Raw genomic sequence first — 16,078 nt, 5'->3', positions numbered from 1 at the left:
TAACCTTCTGCTAAATTATCCAGGACTTATTGTTCGGATAAGGGAGATATGATGAAGCAGGCATTACGATTAGCTTTTGGTTTTTTAGTACTGTTGACGTCAGCAGTGCATGCCACAGTAAGCATCGACATTACCGACTGGAACGACTCAGCGCGTCCAATCGGTGTCGTTCCGTTCCAGTGGGCAGGCCCGGGCGCTGCGCCTGAAGATATTGGCGGCATTGTTGCAGCTGACCTGCGTAACAGCGGTAAATTTAACCCCTTAGATCGTTCTCGTCTGCCGCAGCAGCCGGGTACAGCTCAGGAAGTTCAACCTGCTGCATGGTCTGCACTGGGTATTGATGCCGTGGTTGTCGGACAGGTTACTCCTGCGCCAGACGGCGGCTATAACGTCGCTTATCAGCTGGTGGATACTGGCGGTGCGCCGGGTACCGTTCTGGCTCAAAACACGTATAAGGTGAACAAGCAGTGGCTGCGTTATGCAGGCCACACGGCGAGTGACGAAGTGTTTGAGAAGCTGACCGGTATTAAAGGTGCGTTCCGTACCCGTATCGCGTACGTAGTACAGACCAACGGCGGCCAGTTCCCTTATGAGCTGCGCGTCTCTGACTACGATGGTTACAACCAGTTCACCGTACACCGTTCACCACAGCCGCTGATGTCTCCGGCATGGTCTCCGGACGGCTCTAAGCTGGCGTACGTGACCTTCGAAAGCGGCCGTTCCGCGCTGGTCATCCAGACGCTCTCTAACGGTGCTGTGCGTCAGGTTGCGTCATTCCCACGTCACAACGGTGCGCCTGCGTTCTCTCCGGACGGTACCAAACTGGCGTTTGCCCTGTCTAAAACCGGTAGCCTGAACCTGTACGTGATGGATATTGGTTCTGGTCAGATCCGTCAGGTCACGGATGGTCGTAGCAACAACACTGAGCCAACCTGGTTCCCGGACAGCCAGAATCTGGCATTTACGTCTGACCAGGCAGGTCGTCCACAAGTTTATAAAGTGAATATCAACGGCGGAGCAGCGCAGCGTATTACCTGGGAAGGTTCTCAGAACCAGGATGCTGACGTCAGTGCCGATGGTAAAACAATGGTAATGGTCAGTACTGCGGGTGGTCAGCAGCACATTGCCAAACAAGATCTGGTAACGGGGGGCGTACAAGTACTGTCGTCAACGTTCCTGGATGAAACGCCAAGTCTGGCACCTAACGGCACCATGGTAATCTACAGCTCTTCTCAGGGGATGGGATCCGTGCTGAATCTGGTTTCTACAGATGGGCGTTTCAAAGCGCGTCTTCCGGCAACTGATGGACAGGTAAAATCACCTGCCTGGTCGCCGTATCTGTAATAATAATTAATTGATTACTAAAGGAATCTTAGAAATGCAACTGAACAAAGTGCTGAAGGGGCTGATGATCGCTCTGCCTGTTATGGCAATCGCAGCGTGTTCTTCTAACAAGAACGCAAGCAATGACCAGAGCGGCGAAGGCATGATGGGTGCCGGCACCGGTATGGACGCTAACGGCAATGGCAATATGTCTTCTGAAGAGCAAGCGCGTCTTCAGATGCAGCAGTTACAGCAGAACAACATCGTTTACTTCGATCTGGATAAATACGACATTCGTTCTGACTTCGCTGCAATGCTGGATGCGCACGCAAACTTCCTGCGTAGCAACCCGTCTTACAAAGTCACCGTAGAAGGTCATGCGGACGAACGTGGTACTCCGGAGTACAACATCTCCCTGGGTGAACGTCGTGCAAACGCTGTTAAAATGTACCTCCAGGGTAAAGGCGTTTCTGCTGACCAGATCTCCATCGTTTCTTACGGTAAAGAAAAACCAGCAGTACTGGGTCACGACGAAGCGGCTTACTCCAAAAACCGTCGTGCCGTACTCGTTTACTAAGAGAATTGCATGAGCAGTAACTTCAGACATCATCTGATGAGTCTGTCGTTACTGGTTGGAATAGCGGCCCCCTGGGCCGCTTTTGCTCAGGCACCAATCAGTAGTGTCGGCTCAGGCTCGGTAGAAGATCGAGTCACTCAACTCGAGCGTATTTCTAACGCTCACAGCCAGCTTTTAACTCAACTCCAGCAGCAGCTTTCCGATAACCAGAATGATATTGATTCCCTTCGTGGTCAGATCCAGGAGAGTCAGTATCAGCTTAATCAGGTTGTGGAGCGCCAGAAGCAAATTTTGTTGCAGATGGATAGCCTGAACAGCGGCGGAGCAGCAGCACAGCCAGCAGCAGGCGATCAAAGCGGTGCGGCGACGCCTGCACCTGCGGCAGATGCCTCCGCGTCGTCTGGTGCGCCTGTACAGAGCGGTGACGCGAATACGGACTACAACGCGGCCATTGCCCTGGTGCAGGACAAATCGCGCCAGGACGATGCTATCGTTGCGTTTCAGAACTTCGTTAAGAAGTACCCTGATTCCACTTACCAGCCAAATGCGAACTACTGGCTGGGTCAGTTGAATTACAACAAGGGTAAAAAGGATGATGCGGCGTTTTATTTTGCCTCTGTGGTGAAAAATTACCCAAAATCACCGAAAGCGCCTGATGCGATGTATAAAGTCGGCGTGATCATGCAGGATAAAGGCGACACTGCAAAAGCCAAAGCGGTTTATCAGCAGGTGGTTGCGAAATTCCCGGGTACAGACGGCGCCAAACAGGCGCAAAAACGTTTGAGTTCGATGGGTTGATTATCGCATGACCAGAAATCGCGTCATTTCTGGTCGTGCAGCATGATTCCTAAGCAGTTAAGTGATCTTCATCGAAATTTTTGTTGCGCAGAATTCTTAAATCAGTAATATATGCCGCCGTTGCCACGGGATATCAAACAACGTGAAAGCAGCGCAAAAGTGGGTCGTTAGCTCAGTTGGTAGAGCAGTTGACTTTTAATCAATTGGTCGCAGGTTCGAATCCTGCACGACCCACCACTTAAAGCAGTTCCGGCAGTACAGAGTGGGTGATTAGCTCAGTTGGTAGAGCATCTCCTTTACACGGAGGGGGTCGGCGGTTCGAGCCCGTCATCACCCACCACTCGGGTCGTTAGCTCAGTTGGTAGAGCAGTTGACTTTTAATCAATTGGTCGCAGGTTCGAATCCTGCACGACCCACCAATTTTATTGGTACCGAGTGATAATTCAGGCAACACCCGAATGGGTCGTTAGCTCAGTTGGTAGAGCAGTTGACTTTTAATCAATTGGTCGCAGGTTCGAATCCTGCACGACCCACCAGCCTGAATAGATTTGAAGTACATCCCGTAAGGGGTCGTTAGCTCAGTTGGTAGAGCAGTTGACTTTTAATCAATTGGTCGCAGGTTCGAATCCTGCACGACCCACCAATGTAAAAAGGCGCCCTAAAGGCGCCTTTTTGCTATCTGTCGTTCCCCAGGGCCTTGCAGGTCGGGTAAGGCGAAGCCGCCACCCGACAAATGCTGCCGGCACCAATTCCCGATGACATTCCACCTAATATTCGCTATCTTGTTTAGTATATAAAACACCATTGCCGTCATTTTTGCTATCTACCGCAAAACAAAGGCAATATTGTTAAGCCAGTAAAACGAGAAGCCATAATGAGTGTGATGTTTGATCCCGAAACCGCAATCTATCCCTTCCCGCCAAAGCCTGCTCCGCTAAGCCGGGATGAAAAACAGTTCTATCGAGAGAAAATCAAGCGCCTGCTTAAAGAGCGTGATGCGGTGATGGTGGCGCATTACTACACCGACCCGGAAATTCAGCAGCTGGCGGAAGAGACGGGCGGCTGTATCTCAGATTCCCTGGAAATGGCGCGTTTCGGTGCTAAACATCCTGCCTCCACCCTGCTGGTTGCAGGTGTGCGCTTCATGGGCGAAACGGCAAAAATTCTCAGCCCGGAAAAAACCATACTGATGCCGACGCTGAATGCCGAATGCTCCCTTGACCTCGGTTGCCCGATTGATGAGTTCACCGCCTTCTGTGATGCCCACCCTGACCGTACCGTGGTGGTCTATGCCAACACGTCTGCGGCGGTGAAAGCCCGGGCGGACTGGGTAGTGACGTCCAGTATTGCCGTTGAGCTGATTGAACATCTGGACAGCCTGGGGGAGAAAATCATCTGGGCGCCCGATCGTCACCTGGGAAACTACGTACAAAAACAGACCGGTGCGGATGTGCTGTGCTGGCAGGGGGCCTGTATCGTCCACGATGAGTTCAAGACCCAGGCGCTGACCCGGATGAAAGGCTTATACCCGCAGGCCGCGATACTGGTGCACCCGGAATCTCCGCAGTCGATCGTCGACATGGCGGACGCCGTCGGCTCAACCAGCCAGTTAATTAACGCGGCAAAAACGCTGCCACACAAGCAGCTCATCGTGGCGACCGATCGCGGTATCTTCTACAAAATGCAACAGGCCGTGCCGGAAAAAGAGCTGCTTGAAGCGCCAACCGCCGGAGAAGGGGCGAGCTGCCGAAGCTGCGCGCATTGCCCGTGGATGGCGATGAATGGGCTCAAAGCGATTGCGGAGGCGCTGGAGAACGGTGGCGCAGCGCATGAGATCCACGTGGATGCCGCTCTGCGTGAAGGCGCGTTAATTCCACTTAACCGTATGCTGGATTTTGCGGCTACACTACGTACTTAACTTATTACGTCCCGGAGAAAAAATGGATTTTTTTAGCACACAGAACATCCTGGTTCATATCCCGATTGGTGCGGGCGGCTATGACCTGTCGTGGATTGAAGCGGTGGGTACGCTGGCCGGTTTACTCTGTATCTGGCTGGCCAGCCTTGAGAAGATCAGCAACTATGCGTTCGGGCTGATAAACGTCACGCTGTTTGCGATCATCTTCTTCCAGATCCAGCTCTACGCCAGCCTGCTTCTACAGCTGTTCTTCTTCGCGGCCAATATCTATGGCTGGTACGCCTGGTCTCGGCAAAACAGCCAGCAGGAGGCGGAGTTGCAAATCCGCTGGCTGCCGTTGCCAAAAGCCATCGCCTGGTTCGCGGCCTGCGTGGTGGCTATCGGCTTTATGACCGTCTTTATTGATCCGGTATTTGCCTTCCTGACGCGCGTGGCGGTCTCGGTCATGTCGGGTCTGGGATTAAATGTGACGATGCCTGAGCTTCAGCCGGATGCCTTCCCGTTCTGGGATTCCTGCATGATGGTGTTGTCGATTGCCGCAATGATCCTGATGACCCGTAAATACGTTGAGAACTGGCTGCTGTGGGTGGTCATCAATGTCATTAGCGTGGTGATTTTTGCCCGCCAGGGTGTTTATGCCATGTCGCTGGAGTATATGCTCCTGACCTTCATTGCTCTCAACGGCAGCCGCATGTGGATTAACAGCGCGCGTGAGCGTGGCTCTCGCGCGCTTTCCCGTTAATGGTGATGTGCGTGTGAGTGGCCGGACTGCGCCTCGTTAAGGTGGCAGTCTGGCCCGCTGCAAGGCTGGTACTCCATCTGGATAGTGGAGTGCGCAATCTCATAGTGATGCTCGAGGAAATGCCGAATACGTTCAAGCAGCGCATCGTGATCGTGGGGCGGAATAACCTGAACGTGCAGCGTCATCAGCGGTTTCTCACCCACCAGCCAGACGTGAACGTGGTGAACGTTACGGACTTCAGGAATGGAACGACTCAGGTTGCGCTTCAGTTCGCCAATATCCAGTGATGTGGGCGCGCCTTCCAGTAGCTCATTTACGCTCTCCTTCAGTAGCCGCCAGGCGCTGCGCAATACCAGGCACGATACCAGCACGGAAAGAATCGGGTCGATAGGGGTCCAGCCTGTGCCCATAATGATCAGCGCGGCCACAATCGCACCAACAGAACCCAGCAGATCGCCCAGCACATGAAGCGCCGCGGCCCGTACGTTCAGATTTTTTTCACTGCTGCCGCGGTGCAATATCCAGAACGCCAGAATATTGGCGACCAACCCGGCAATGGCGATAACCATCATTGTCGTCCCGGCTATCGGTTGTGGATGCCGAAAGCGCTGAAAAGCCTCCCAGACGATAAGAATAGTAATGACCACCAGTGCAATCGCATTCACAAAGGCGGCAAGCGTGGTCAGTCTGAGCCAGCCAAAGGTGTGGCGGGTATTGGGAGGGCGACGGGCAAACTGCACGGCCAGCAGAGCAAACAGGAGCGCGGCAGCGTCGGTCAGCATATGCCCGGCATCGGCCAGCAGCGCCAGCGATCCGGATATCAGCCCGCCGGTGACCTCAATAATCATAAAGGTGGCAGTGACGCCAAAAGCCAGCAAAAGCCGTTTGGCATTTTCATCGCCAGTGGAGTGGGAATGGGAGTGGGAGTGCGCCATGGTATCGTTCCTGATTTATTATTATTTTTAGTGTAGCGTTTTTAAGAGCTTAAATAAAAAAGGAGAGCATTCGCTCTCCCTGTTTTACCTTATGGAAGGTTACTGGGTAGTACCGTCCGTTTTGGTATTGGCTTCGCTGCCCACTTTGTCATTCGGGTCCGGGCATTTCCCGTCTTTACAGACTGAGTTTTTATGCACCTCGTCGGTAGTCATACCCTCATGGTTCATCGTGCCTGTGTTCGTCCCGCCAGTATTGGTATTGCCCGTGTTGATATTACTGTTATCAACATTGTTTGGCGCGATATTCTGTTTTGCATCCGGCGCAACCTGGCCTGCTTCGGCAGCGGCATTCGCGTCGCCGTTGCTGCCGGATGAGCCTGCATCAGCAGCCAGTACGCTACCGCTTGCCAGGGTAAGGGTTGCCGTCAGGAAAAGCGTAGTCAGTTTCGTCATTTTCATCATGGTGCTCCTGTTCTTATCGTTACGCTGGATAACATTCTCCAACAGTGCATCTTGTTCAGTGGCGAAAGATTCCGGACTCCTGAATTTTGTCAGGATGGAATCGCTTATAAATATTTAAAAACAGTCGTTACAAGTAAAAAGCTTAGGCCAGATCTCATTTTTCGCTATTTTGTTGCGTATTTTAGGCGAATTCCAGGAATTATCTGCGCGAAGTGTAAAAGCCCGTTTACACTTCGTGGCCGACAAGTTAGATTGAAAGGATTGCTTTCATTACTAAAGATATGGCAGAGCCGGAAAGAAGATGAATTATCAGAACGACGATTTACGCATTAAAGAGATCAATGAGTTATTACCTCCCGTAGCGCTCCTTGAAAAATTCCCCGCCACCGAAAATGCCGCCAACACGGTGTCTCATGCCCGCAAGGCGATCCACAAGATCCTGAAAGGTAGCGACGATCGTCTTCTGGTAGTGATCGGGCCATGCTCCATTCACGATCCTGCTGCGGCCAAAGAGTATGCGTCGCGTCTGCTCGCCCTGCGTGAAGAGCTGAAAGGCGAACTGGAAATCGTGATGCGCGTTTATTTCGAAAAACCGCGTACCACCGTGGGCTGGAAAGGGTTAATCAACGATCCGCATATGGACAACAGTTTCCAGATTAACGACGGCCTGCGCATTGCGCGTAAGCTGCTGCTGGAGATCAACGACAGCGGGCTGCCTGCTGCCGGAGAATTCCTCGATATGATCACCCCGCAGTATCTGGCTGACCTGATGAGCTGGGGCGCTATTGGTGCGCGTACGACTGAATCTCAGGTTCACCGCGAGCTGGCGTCTGGCCTGTCATGCCCGGTGGGTTTCAAAAATGGCACTGATGGCACCATCAAGGTCGCCATTGACGCCATTAATGCGGCGGGCGCGCCGCACTGCTTCCTGTCGGTGACCAAGTGGGGCCACTCGGCTATCGTGAATACCAGCGGTAATGGCGATTGCCATATCATACTGCGCGGCGGTAAAGAGCCTAACTATAGCGCTAAACACGTAGCGGAGGTAAAAGCAGGGCTGGAGAAAGCAGGTCTGGCACCGCAGGTGATGATCGATTTCAGCCATGCCAACTCCAGCAAACAGTTCAAAAAGCAGATGGAAGTCGGCGCAGATGTGTGTCAGCAAATCGCCAGCGGTGAACGCGCAGTGATTGGGGTGATGATTGAGAGCCATCTGGTTGAAGGCAACCAGAACCTGGAGGGCAGCGAGCCGCTGGTCTACGGTAAGAGCGTGACGGATGCCTGCATTGGCTGGGACGATACCGATGCGATCCTGCGTCAGCTGGCGGATGCGGTTAAAGCGCGTCGCGGCTAAGTATGTCGCGGGTAATAAAAAAGCGTGGATTTCTCCACGCTTTTTTTATGTCCGGCAAATATTACTTCGCTTTACCCTGGTTCGCCACGGCTGCCGCTTTTGCAGCGATTTCGTCGGCGTTACCCAGGTAGTAATGTTTAACTGGCTTGAAGTTTTCGTCGAACTCGTACACCAGCGGCACGCCGGTAGGGATGTTCAGCTCGAGGATTTCATCTTCACCCATGTTGTCCAGGTATTTCACCAGCGCACGCAGGGAGTTACCGTGAGCAGCGATAATGACGCGCTCGCCGCTTTTCAGGCGTGGCAGAATGGTTTCGTTCCAGTAAGGCACAACGCGGTCGATGGTCAGCGCCAGGCTTTCGGTCTGCGGCAGTTCAGCCTCAGTCAGCTTCGCGTAACGCGGATCGTGGCCCGGGTAGCGCTCGTCATCTTTGCTCAGCTCTGGAGGCGTAACCGCAAAACCACGACGCCACTGCTTAACCTGCTCGTCACCGTATTTTTCTGCGGTTTCCGCTTTGTTCAGACCTTGCAGCGCACCGTAGTGACGCTCGTTCAGTTTCCAGGATTTCTCAACCGGCAGCCAGGCCTGATCCAGCTCGTCCAGAATGTTCCACAGGGTATGGATGGCACGTTTCAGCACAGAGGTGTAAGCAAAGTCAAAGGTGAAGCCTTCTTCTTTCAGCAGTTTACCTGCCGCTTTTGCTTCGCTCACGCCTTTCTCGGACAGATCAACGTCATACCAACCAGTGAAGCGGTTTTCGTTGTTCCACTGGCTTTCGCCGTGGCGCACCAGGACAAGCTTAGTATTAGCCATTTCTTACTCCTCAAGCATTTTGAATGATAACAATTCTCATTATATTGCCGTGACTGTGCCAGCAGCAACGCTTAACCCTAACCATAGCGAAAATAGTTCGAGAGTGTAAGATGCATGTGAATCCAGGGTTATGATTTTGTCTGCGATCGCCGCTATTTTCAGCAAGGCGGAGATAAAAAAGCCCTCGCGGTGAGGGCCAGGCTTTTTTGCCGGATGGCGCTTCGCTTATCAGGCCTACATTTGTAGGCCCGTGCGCCGCCGGACATTAAGCGCGCGGAATGAAATGATACTCGGTGACGCTTACGTACTCTTCACCCGGACGTAGCACGCAGTCCGGCTGCGGCCATTCAGGATGGTTAGGACTGTCTGGCAGGAACTCGCTCTCCAGCGCCAGGCCTTGCCAGGCGCCGTAGGCGTCATGTTCGCGCGCCGTGGTACCCTCCAGATAGTTACCGGAATAGAACTGTAGGGCGGGGGCGGTGGTGTAGACCGTCATCTGTAACTTCTCATCAGCAGACCAGACCTGTGCGGCAGGTTGAGAAAGATCGCCTTTCGCCTGCAACAGGAAAGCATGGTCGTAGCCTTTCACCTTGCGCTGATCGTCATCACTCAGGAAATCCTGGGCGATGGTTTTCGGCTGACGAAAATCAAAGCTATTACCGCTTACCGGTTTCAGCCCCTGATAAGGGATACCCATCTCATCGACCGGCAGATACTCGTCCGACAGGATCTGGAGTTTGTGGCTGCGGACATCGGTCTGATTACCGTCAAGGTTGAAATAGGCGTGGTTAGTCAGGTTGACCGGGCACGGCTTATCGACGGTCGCGCGGTACTCAATGGCGATGCGATTATCTTCGGTCAGGGTGAAGCGCGCCGTTGCGGTGAGATTGCCCGGGAAGCCCTGGTCTCCATCGAGGGAGTCCAGAGAGAACCAGACCTCAGCGTCATTTTGCTGCACAATCTTCCAGCGACGTTTATCAAACCCTTCCGGGCCGCCGTGCAGCTGATTTTCGCCCTGGCTGGCAAGCAGGGAATACGTTACGCCGTCCAGCGTAAACCGGCTTCTGGCGATGCGGTTAGCGTAGCGGCCTATGGATGCGCCCAGAAAAGCGGTCTGCTCGATATACTGCTCCGGCGATGCGCAGCCGAGCAGGGTTTCGCGCACGCTGCCGTCAGGCATCGGTACGCGGGCAGAAAGTAACGTTGCGCCCCAGTCCATCAGCGTAACCACCATCCCGGCGCTGTTGCGCAGGGTTAACAGGCGATACGGCAGACCATCCGGTGCGAGTGTAGGTATTTCGTTTAGCACTGTCCGGCTCCTTGTGATGCTTTACAGACGTAGAAAGTTTCTTTGATGCCCGTTTTGGCTTCGTACTGCTTAGCCACGGCGTCCTGGACGGCAGGGACCAGCTCTTCCGGCACGAGGGCGACGACGCACCCGCCAAATCCGCCGCCGGTCATACGCACGCCGCCTTTGTCGCCAATCGTGGCTTTCACAATTTCAACCAGGGTGTCGATTTGCGGCACGGTGATTTCGAAATCGTCACGCATGGAGGCATGCGATTCGGCCATCAGCTCGCCCATCCGTTTCAGGTCACCTTTCGCCAGCGCGGAGGCGGCTTCTACGGTACGGGCATTTTCGGTCAGTATATGGCGCACGCGCTTCGTGACAACCGGGTCCAGCTCGTGGGCGACCTTGTTAAATTCATCAAGTGAGACATCACGCAGGGCTGGCTGCTGGAAGAAGCGCGCGCCGGTTTCGCACTGTTCGCGACGGGTGTTGTACTCGCTGCCCACCAGGGTGCGTTTGAAGTTGCTGTTGATGATCACCACAGCCGCACCTTTAGGCAGCGGAACCGCTTTGGTCCCGAGGGAGCGACAGTCAATCAGCAAAGCGTGTTCTTTCTTGCCCAGCGCGGAAATCAGCTGATCCATAATGCCGCAGTTGCAGCCCACGAACTGGTTTTCCGCTTCCTGACCGTTCAGGGCGATCTGCGCCCCGTCCAGCGGCAGATGATAAAGCTGCTGGAACACGGTGCCGACCGCCACTTCCAGAGATGCGGAAGAGCTTAATCCCGCCCCCTGCGGCACGTTGCCGCTGATCACCAGATCGGCCCCGCCGAAATTCTTGTTACGCTTTTGCAGGTGCTTCACCACGCCGCGAACATAGTTCGACCACTGCTGGCTGTCGTGGGTCACGATCGGCGCATCGAGGGAAAATTCGTCAATTTCGTTGCCGTAATCCGCGGCGATTACTCGCACATGACGATCGTCGCGTTTCGCACAGCTGATCACCGTCTGGTAGTCGATGGCACACGGCAGGACAAAACCGTCGTTATAGTCGGTGTGCTCGCCGATCAGATTAACGCGGCCTGGCGCCTGGATAACATGGGTGGCAGGGTAGCCAAATTTTTCAGCAAACAGGGATTGTGTTTTATCTTTCAGACTCATTTTTAGACTCCTGATTCGCGGTAATGGACGTCGCTAACGGCACGCAGACGTTCTGCCGCCTGTTCCGCCGTCAGGTCGCGCTGGGTTTCCGCCAGCATTTCATAGCCCACCATGAATTTACGTACCGTTGCTGAGCGCAGCAGCGGCGGGTAGAAGTGTGCATGTAACTGCCAGTGTTGATTCTCTTCGCCGTTAAACGGCGCGCCGTGCCAGCCCATGGAGTAGGGGAAGGAGCACTGGAAGAGGTTGTCGTAGCGGCTGGTCAGTTTTTTCAGCGCCAGCGCCAGGTCGTCACGCTGGGCGTCGCTGAGTTCGGTAATGCGCTGAACATGGGCTTTCGGCAGCAGCAGCGTCTCAAATGGCCACGCCGCCCAGTAAGGGACTACCGCAAGCCAGTGTTCGGTTTCCACCACGGTACGGCTGCCATCCGCCAGCTCACGCTGGGTGTAATCCACCAGCATAGGCGAACCGTTCTGGGTGAAATACGCTTTTTGCAGTCGGTCCTCACGCTCGGCTTCGTTCGGCAGGAAGCTGTTCGCCCAGATCTGACCGTGCGGATGTGGGTTGGAGCAGCCCATCGCCGCGCCTTTATTTTCAAACACCTGCACCCACGGATAGCTCTGGCCCAGCTCCGCGGTTTGCACCTGCCAGGTGCTGACCACCTCTTTCAGGGCATCCACGCTCAGCTCCGGCAACGTTTTGCTGTGATCGGGCGAGAAGCAGATCACGCGGCTGGTGCCGCGGGCGCTTTCGCAGCGCATCAGCGGGTCATGGCTTTCCGGCGCGTCCGGCGTATCGGTCATCAGCGCGGCAAAGTCGTTAGTAAACACGAAGGTGCCTTTGTAGTCCGGGTTTTTATCGCCCGTCACGCGGGTATTGCCCGGGCAGAGGAAACAGTCCGGATCATGCTGCGGCAGCGTCTGTTTGGCAGGCGTCTCTTGCGCCCCCTGCCAGGGGCGCTTGGCGCGATGCGGTGAAACTAAAATCCATTGCCCGCTGAGCGGGTTAAAACGACGATGCGGGTGATCGACGGGATTGAATTGCGTCATGACAAATCCTTAGTCCGGATAGCCCTGCGGATGGCGTGATTGCCAGTGCCAGGTATCCTGTGCCATTTCATCGAGCGTGCGGGTGACACGCCAGTTGAGCTCTTTATCCGCTTTGGTGGCATCGGCCCAGTAAGCCGGGAGGTCGCCATCACGGCGGGGAGCGAAGTGATACTTCACCGGCTTGCCGCAGGCTTTACTGAAAGCATTCACCACATCCAGCACGCTGCTGCCAATCCCGGCGCCGAGGTTGTAAATATGCACGCCCGGTTTGTCCGCCAGTTGCTGCATCGCCGCCACGTGGCCGTCGGCCAGATCCATGACGTGAATGTAATCGCGCACGCCGGTGCCATCTTCGGTGGGATAATCGTTACCAAAAATCGCCAGGGAACCGCGACGCCCTACGGCAACCTGCGCGATATACGGCATCAGGTTGTTAGGAATGCCCTGCGGATCTTCGCCCATATCACCTGAAGGATGCGCGCCGACCGGGTTGAAGTAGCGCAGCAACGCGATGCTCCACTCAGGCTGGGCTTTTTGCAGGTCGGTCAGGATCTGCTCTACCATCAGCTTGCTTTTGCCATACGGGCTTTGCGGCGTACCGGTCGGGAAGCTTTCAACGTAAGGAATTTTTGGCTGATCGCCGTAGACGGTTGCGGAAGAGCTGAAGATAAAGTTTTTAACGTTGGCCGCACGCATGGCGGAGATCAGACGCAGGGTACCGTTGACGTTGTTGTCATAGTACTCAAGCGGTTTTGCCACCGATTCGCCAACCGCTTTCAGGCCCGCGAAGTGGATAACGGTTTCAATCGCGTGATCGTGAAGGATTTCAGTCATCAATGCTTCATTGCGGATATCGCCTTCCACGAAAGTCGGCTGTTTACCCGAAAGGCGTTCAATGACCGGCAGCACGCTGCGCTTACTGTTGCACAGGTTATCAAGAATGACAACATCGTGGCCGCTTTGCAGCAGTTGCACACAGGTATGACTTCCTATGTAACCGCTACCACCTGTTACCAGAACTCGCATATTTCGCTCCATTAGGCTTATGGTATGAATTAACCATAGCATATCAGAGACGCGAAAAGTGTGACATGGGATAAAATAGTGGTATCGTTTACACTGGTTTTCACACGCGCTTTTTCTCAGACTGAGTGCATTGTAGATCAAAGAGATAGAGATGTATTGTTGCAGGTTGTCTGAAAAGCGGAGGGCAGCGCCCTCCGAGCGTTAATCGATTTTGCTCAGCAGGTAGCGGTATTGCTCGCCGTCAGGCACAAATTCCAGCCGATGGGTGATGCAGGACGGGGCATCTTCAGCATGGTGGGACACAAACAGCAGCTGGGTTTCACCTTCGCTAATCAGGACATCCACAAAGCGGCGGATCAGCTGACGGTTGAGCGGATCCAGCCCCTGCAACGGTTCATCCAGAATCAGCAGCGTAGGGTGCTTGACCAGCGCGCGGACGATCAATGCCAGCCGCTGCTGCCCCCACGACAGGCTGTGGAAGGGTGCATCGGCGACCCGGTTATCCATACCCAGAATATCCAGCCACTGCTGCGCCAGCTTGTGCTGCTTGTCGGATACCGCCTGATAAATACCAATGGAGTCGAAGAAGCCAGAGAGGATCACGTTTCGCACCGTGGTGCTCACCCGGTAGTCCAGATGCAGGCTGCTGCTGACATAGCCGATGTGCTTTTTGATATCCCAGATGGTTTCCCCGCTGCCGCGGCGACGGCCGAACAGGGTGAGATCGTTGCTGTATCCCTGCGGGTGATCCCCGGTGATCAGGCTCAGCAGCGTGGATTTACCCGCCCCGTTGGGGCCGACGATCTGCCAGTGCTCACCAGGATTAACCGTCCAGCTGAGGTGATTAAGAATAGGGCGATCGTCGTAAGCAACCACCCCATCGCGCAGCACAATGCGCGGCTGGTCAGGATCCAGCCCGTGGCGCGCCGAAGGCGCATCCGGCTCCGGCAGGGCAATACCGTCCAGTTTCTCGCTGTGGGCCAGCTGCGCAATCAGCGCCTGCCGAAGCAGTACGGCTTTCTCGCCGGTTTCGGTCAGGCTACAGTCCGCCAGCACGCCTGCATAATGTACGAAATCCGGGATCTCATCAAAGCGGTTCAGGACCAGTACAAGGGTGTATCCCTGCTGGTTAAGCGACGCCAGCAACGCTGCCAGCTGCGCGCGGGACTGTACATCCAGTCCGTCAAACGGTTCATCCAGGATCAAGAGTTCCGGCTCGCTCATCAGCGCCTGACACAGCAGCGTTTTGCGCGTCTCACCGGTAGAAAGATATTTGAAACGGCGGTTAAGCAGGGCGGTAATGCCAAATTGCTCCGCCAGCTGCTGACAGCGGGCAGGATCTTTTATCTCATCCTGGATAATTTCCGCCGTCGTGCGGCCGGTATCTTCTTCGCCGGGGCTGAGCAAATCGGTATTGTTACGCTGCCACTCATCGCTGACCAGCTTTTGCAGCTGTTCGAAGGAAAGGCGCGTCAGCCGGGTAAAGGTGCACCGACGTTCACCCTTCAGTTGGGTTATTTCGCCAGCCAAAGCGCGGGCCAGCGCGGATTTTCCGCTGCCATTAGAGCCCACAAACGCCCAGCTTTCTCCGGCGCGAAGGGTTAACTCTGGCAGCGATAAGGTACGGGTATCGCTAAGACGAAACGTGCCTTGCGAAATATGCAATGATGACATGTGTTATCCCATTTTTTGCAGCAACAGATGTCAGGGATACTCAGTGTAAGCAGGGTTGTCAATGCGCTTAGCACAATGTGGCGATAATTACCCTGTCTGCATTGAAATATGCGGTCACCACAGCACCTTCGTCTAATTCGGTCGCGTCGTTCACCGGAACGGTGGCGCAGAGCGACTGTCCATCCGGCAGGGTCATCAGCACTTCACACTGTTCTGCGCCGCGCTCGATGTGGCTGATGCGTCCCCGCAGCTGGTTGTCGGCCTCTGCGGCCTGCTCAGGGTTAAGCGTGATGCTGATCCAGGGGGCTTTGAGTAATACCAGCACCTCCTGACCTTCGTTCAGCCCAAGGCGTTGACCACTTTGCGCGGTGATGGCGGCTTTCAGGCGCGTCGTGCCGTCCGCGAGCAGGATCTCAATATGCTCCTGCACCTGCGAATGATCGCGCCCCGTCACCGTACCAAACCACTGGTTACGGGCGCTGGTCTGCAAAGAGAAACGGGAGATGGCGCCCAGCAGGCTGTCCAGCGGCAGGTTGTCGTCATCGCTCAGCACATCAAATGCTTTTTGCTGGATCTGCGCCAGTAAATCGTAGAGCTGGATCAGACGTTGCCCGTAACGCGTCAACACGGCGCCGCCGCCGCCTTTCCCGCCGGTGGCGCGCTCAACCAGCGTGTGTTCACTCAGGGTGTTCATGTCGTTAATCGCATCCCAGGCGCTTTTATAGCTGATGCCGGCGTTTTTTGCTCCCTGGCTAATCGAGCCAGTTTGTTCTATTTGTTTTAACAGGGCGATACGTCGCGGATCGGCGAAAAGCTTCTGCTGAAGTCGTAGGGTGAGGAGAATTTCGGCCTGCATAACAGTGTCCCGGCAAAAAGGCTATTGTGACCCAAATGCCCGGGGGCGGAAAGCGCACCGCACAAAAGGGGATGTTTTTCTTACTTTTCAGGGTAGAAT

Annotated in this window: 15 protein-coding genes and 5 tRNA genes; 11 read left to right on the top strand and 9 right to left on the bottom strand. The window is 54.8% G+C overall.

The genetic code is table 11. The features are described from left to right. Positions 1-51: 51 nt before the first annotated feature. The 10 genes from tolB (at position 52) to pnuC (ending at position 5,358) form a co-directional block, all read left to right on the top strand. Entirely contained in the window at positions 52-1,344 is a 1,293-nt protein-coding gene (gene tolB, locus CU081_RS21190; protein ID WP_017384962.1) for a Tol-Pal system beta propeller repeat protein TolB, read from the top strand. A gap of 34 nt (positions 1,345-1,378) precedes the next feature. Next, the gene (gene pal / locus CU081_RS21185) at positions 1,379-1,900 is read left to right on the top strand and encodes a peptidoglycan-associated lipoprotein Pal (protein WP_003858578.1); all 522 of its coding nucleotides are present in this window, start codon (positions 1,379-1,381) and stop codon (positions 1,898-1,900) included. 9 nt (positions 1,901-1,909) lie between these two features. Then, the gene (gene cpoB, locus CU081_RS21180) at positions 1,910-2,698 is read left to right on the top strand and encodes a cell division protein CpoB (RefSeq protein WP_003858574.1); all 789 of its coding nucleotides are present in this window, start codon (positions 1,910-1,912) and stop codon (positions 2,696-2,698) included. Positions 2,699-2,859: 161 nt separating this feature from the next. After that, a tRNA-Lys gene (locus CU081_RS21175) sits at positions 2,860-2,935 on the top strand. 27 nt (positions 2,936-2,962) lie between these two features. Then, positions 2,963-3,038 (top strand) — tRNA-Val (locus tag CU081_RS21170). Positions 3,039-3,041: 3 nt separating this feature from the next. Beyond that, positions 3,042-3,117 (top strand) — tRNA-Lys (locus CU081_RS21165). A 41-nt stretch (positions 3,118-3,158) separates the two neighbouring features. Beyond that, positions 3,159-3,234 (top strand) — tRNA-Lys (locus CU081_RS21160). Positions 3,235-3,265: 31 nt separating this feature from the next. Beyond that, positions 3,266-3,341 (top strand) — tRNA-Lys (locus CU081_RS21155). A gap of 231 nt (positions 3,342-3,572) precedes the next feature. Then, positions 3,573-4,616: a quinolinate synthase NadA gene (gene nadA / locus CU081_RS21150; protein ID WP_022650622.1), complete on the top strand. Its 1,044-nt coding sequence runs from the start codon at positions 3,573-3,575 to the stop codon at positions 4,614-4,616. 22 nt (positions 4,617-4,638) lie between these two features. Next, positions 4,639-5,358 (top strand): nicotinamide riboside transporter PnuC, encoded by a 720-nt coding sequence (gene pnuC, locus CU081_RS21145; RefSeq protein ID WP_022650623.1) that lies wholly within the window; start codon positions 4,639-4,641, stop codon positions 5,356-5,358. On the opposite strand, the gene zitB is transcribed toward pnuC, so the two are convergent. Next, the gene (gene zitB / locus CU081_RS21140) at positions 5,355-6,293 is read right to left on the bottom strand and encodes a CDF family zinc transporter ZitB (RefSeq protein WP_022650624.1); all 939 of its coding nucleotides are present in this window, start codon (positions 6,291-6,293) and stop codon (positions 5,355-5,357) included. The two genes, pnuC and zitB, sit on opposite strands and share 4 nt — an antisense overlap. Positions 6,294-6,392: 99 nt before the next feature. Beyond that, positions 6,393-6,752: a protein YbgS gene (locus CU081_RS21135; RefSeq protein ID WP_022650625.1), complete on the bottom strand. Its 360-nt coding sequence runs from the start codon at positions 6,750-6,752 to the stop codon at positions 6,393-6,395. A gap of 304 nt (positions 6,753-7,056) precedes the next feature. Between CU081_RS21135 and aroG the strand changes: the two genes are divergently transcribed. Continuing rightward, the gene (aroG, locus tag CU081_RS21130) at positions 7,057-8,109 is read left to right on the top strand and encodes a 3-deoxy-7-phosphoheptulonate synthase AroG (protein WP_003858564.1); all 1,053 of its coding nucleotides are present in this window, start codon (positions 7,057-7,059) and stop codon (positions 8,107-8,109) included. 61 nt (positions 8,110-8,170) lie between these two features. Here the strand turns inward: aroG and gpmA are convergent, their stop codons facing one another. From gpmA to modE, 7 genes are all read right to left on the bottom strand, one after another. Next, entirely contained in the window at positions 8,171-8,923 is a 753-nt protein-coding gene (gene gpmA, locus CU081_RS21125; RefSeq protein ID WP_003858562.1) for a 2,3-diphosphoglycerate-dependent phosphoglycerate mutase, read from the bottom strand. 265 nt (positions 8,924-9,188) lie between these two features. Further along, entirely contained in the window at positions 9,189-10,232 is a 1,044-nt protein-coding gene (galM, locus tag CU081_RS21120; RefSeq protein WP_022650626.1) for a galactose-1-epimerase, read from the bottom strand. After that, on the bottom strand, positions 10,226-11,374 hold the full coding sequence (gene galK / locus CU081_RS21115) for a galactokinase (protein WP_003858559.1): 1,149 nt from the start codon (positions 11,372-11,374) through the stop codon (positions 10,226-10,228). Before galK ends, galM begins: the two co-directional genes overlap by 7 nt. 2 nt (positions 11,375-11,376) lie before the next feature. Then, positions 11,377-12,423 (bottom strand): galactose-1-phosphate uridylyltransferase, encoded by a 1,047-nt coding sequence (gene galT, locus CU081_RS21110; protein WP_022650627.1) that lies wholly within the window; start codon positions 12,421-12,423, stop codon positions 11,377-11,379. A 9-nt stretch (positions 12,424-12,432) separates the two neighbouring features. Then, positions 12,433-13,449, bottom strand: coding sequence for a UDP-glucose 4-epimerase GalE (galE, locus tag CU081_RS21105; RefSeq protein ID WP_022650628.1), 1,017 nt, complete (start codon positions 13,447-13,449; stop codon positions 12,433-12,435). A gap of 201 nt (positions 13,450-13,650) precedes the next feature. Continuing rightward, entirely contained in the window at positions 13,651-15,123 is a 1,473-nt protein-coding gene (modF, locus tag CU081_RS21100) for a molybdate ABC transporter ATP-binding protein ModF (protein ID WP_022650629.1), read from the bottom strand. Positions 15,124-15,190: 67 nt separating this feature from the next. Beyond that, positions 15,191-15,979 carry a molybdenum-dependent transcriptional regulator gene (modE, locus tag CU081_RS21095; protein WP_022650630.1) on the bottom strand — a complete coding sequence of 263 codons (789 nt, stop codon included), beginning with the start codon at positions 15,977-15,979 and terminating at the stop codon, positions 15,191-15,193. Positions 15,980-16,078: the final 99 nt, after the last annotated feature.

It is taken from the genome of Enterobacter sp. CRENT-193, from assembly GCF_002787395.1.
In the GTDB taxonomy this organism is placed as follows: Bacteria; Pseudomonadota; Gammaproteobacteria; order Enterobacterales; family Enterobacteriaceae; genus Enterobacter; species Enterobacter hormaechei_C.
This window is presented reverse-complemented; position numbering and strand designations above follow the sequence as displayed.

Coding starts and splice junctions, on each gene's coding strand:
- modE (WP_022650630.1), bottom strand. CDS start 15,979: ATGCAGGCCGAAATTCTCCTCACCCTACGACTTCAGCAGAAGCTTTTC.
- pal (WP_003858578.1), top strand. CDS start 1,379: ATGCAACTGAACAAAGTGCTGAAGGGGCTGATGATCGCTCTGCCTGTT.
- gpmA (WP_003858562.1), bottom strand. CDS start 8,923: ATGGCTAATACTAAGCTTGTCCTGGTGCGCCACGGCGAAAGCCAGTGG.
- pnuC (WP_022650623.1), top strand. CDS start 4,639: ATGGATTTTTTTAGCACACAGAACATCCTGGTTCATATCCCGATTGGT.
- aroG (WP_003858564.1), top strand. CDS start 7,057: ATGAATTATCAGAACGACGATTTACGCATTAAAGAGATCAATGAGTTA.
- galK (WP_003858559.1), bottom strand. CDS start 11,374: ATGAGTCTGAAAGATAAAACACAATCCCTGTTTGCTGAAAAATTTGGC.
- modF (WP_022650629.1), bottom strand. CDS start 15,123: ATGTCATCATTGCATATTTCGCAAGGCACGTTTCGTCTTAGCGATACC.
- zitB (WP_022650624.1), bottom strand. CDS start 6,293: ATGGCGCACTCCCACTCCCATTCCCACTCCACTGGCGATGAAAATGCC.
- galT (WP_022650627.1), bottom strand. CDS start 12,423: ATGACGCAATTCAATCCCGTCGATCACCCGCATCGTCGTTTTAACCCG.
- cpoB (WP_003858574.1), top strand. CDS start 1,910: ATGAGCAGTAACTTCAGACATCATCTGATGAGTCTGTCGTTACTGGTT.
- CU081_RS21135 (WP_022650625.1), bottom strand. CDS start 6,752: ATGAAAATGACGAAACTGACTACGCTTTTCCTGACGGCAACCCTTACC.
- tolB (WP_017384962.1), top strand. CDS start 52: ATGAAGCAGGCATTACGATTAGCTTTTGGTTTTTTAGTACTGTTGACG.
- nadA (WP_022650622.1), top strand. CDS start 3,573: ATGAGTGTGATGTTTGATCCCGAAACCGCAATCTATCCCTTCCCGCCA.
- galE (WP_022650628.1), bottom strand. CDS start 13,449: ATGCGAGTTCTGGTAACAGGTGGTAGCGGTTACATAGGAAGTCATACC.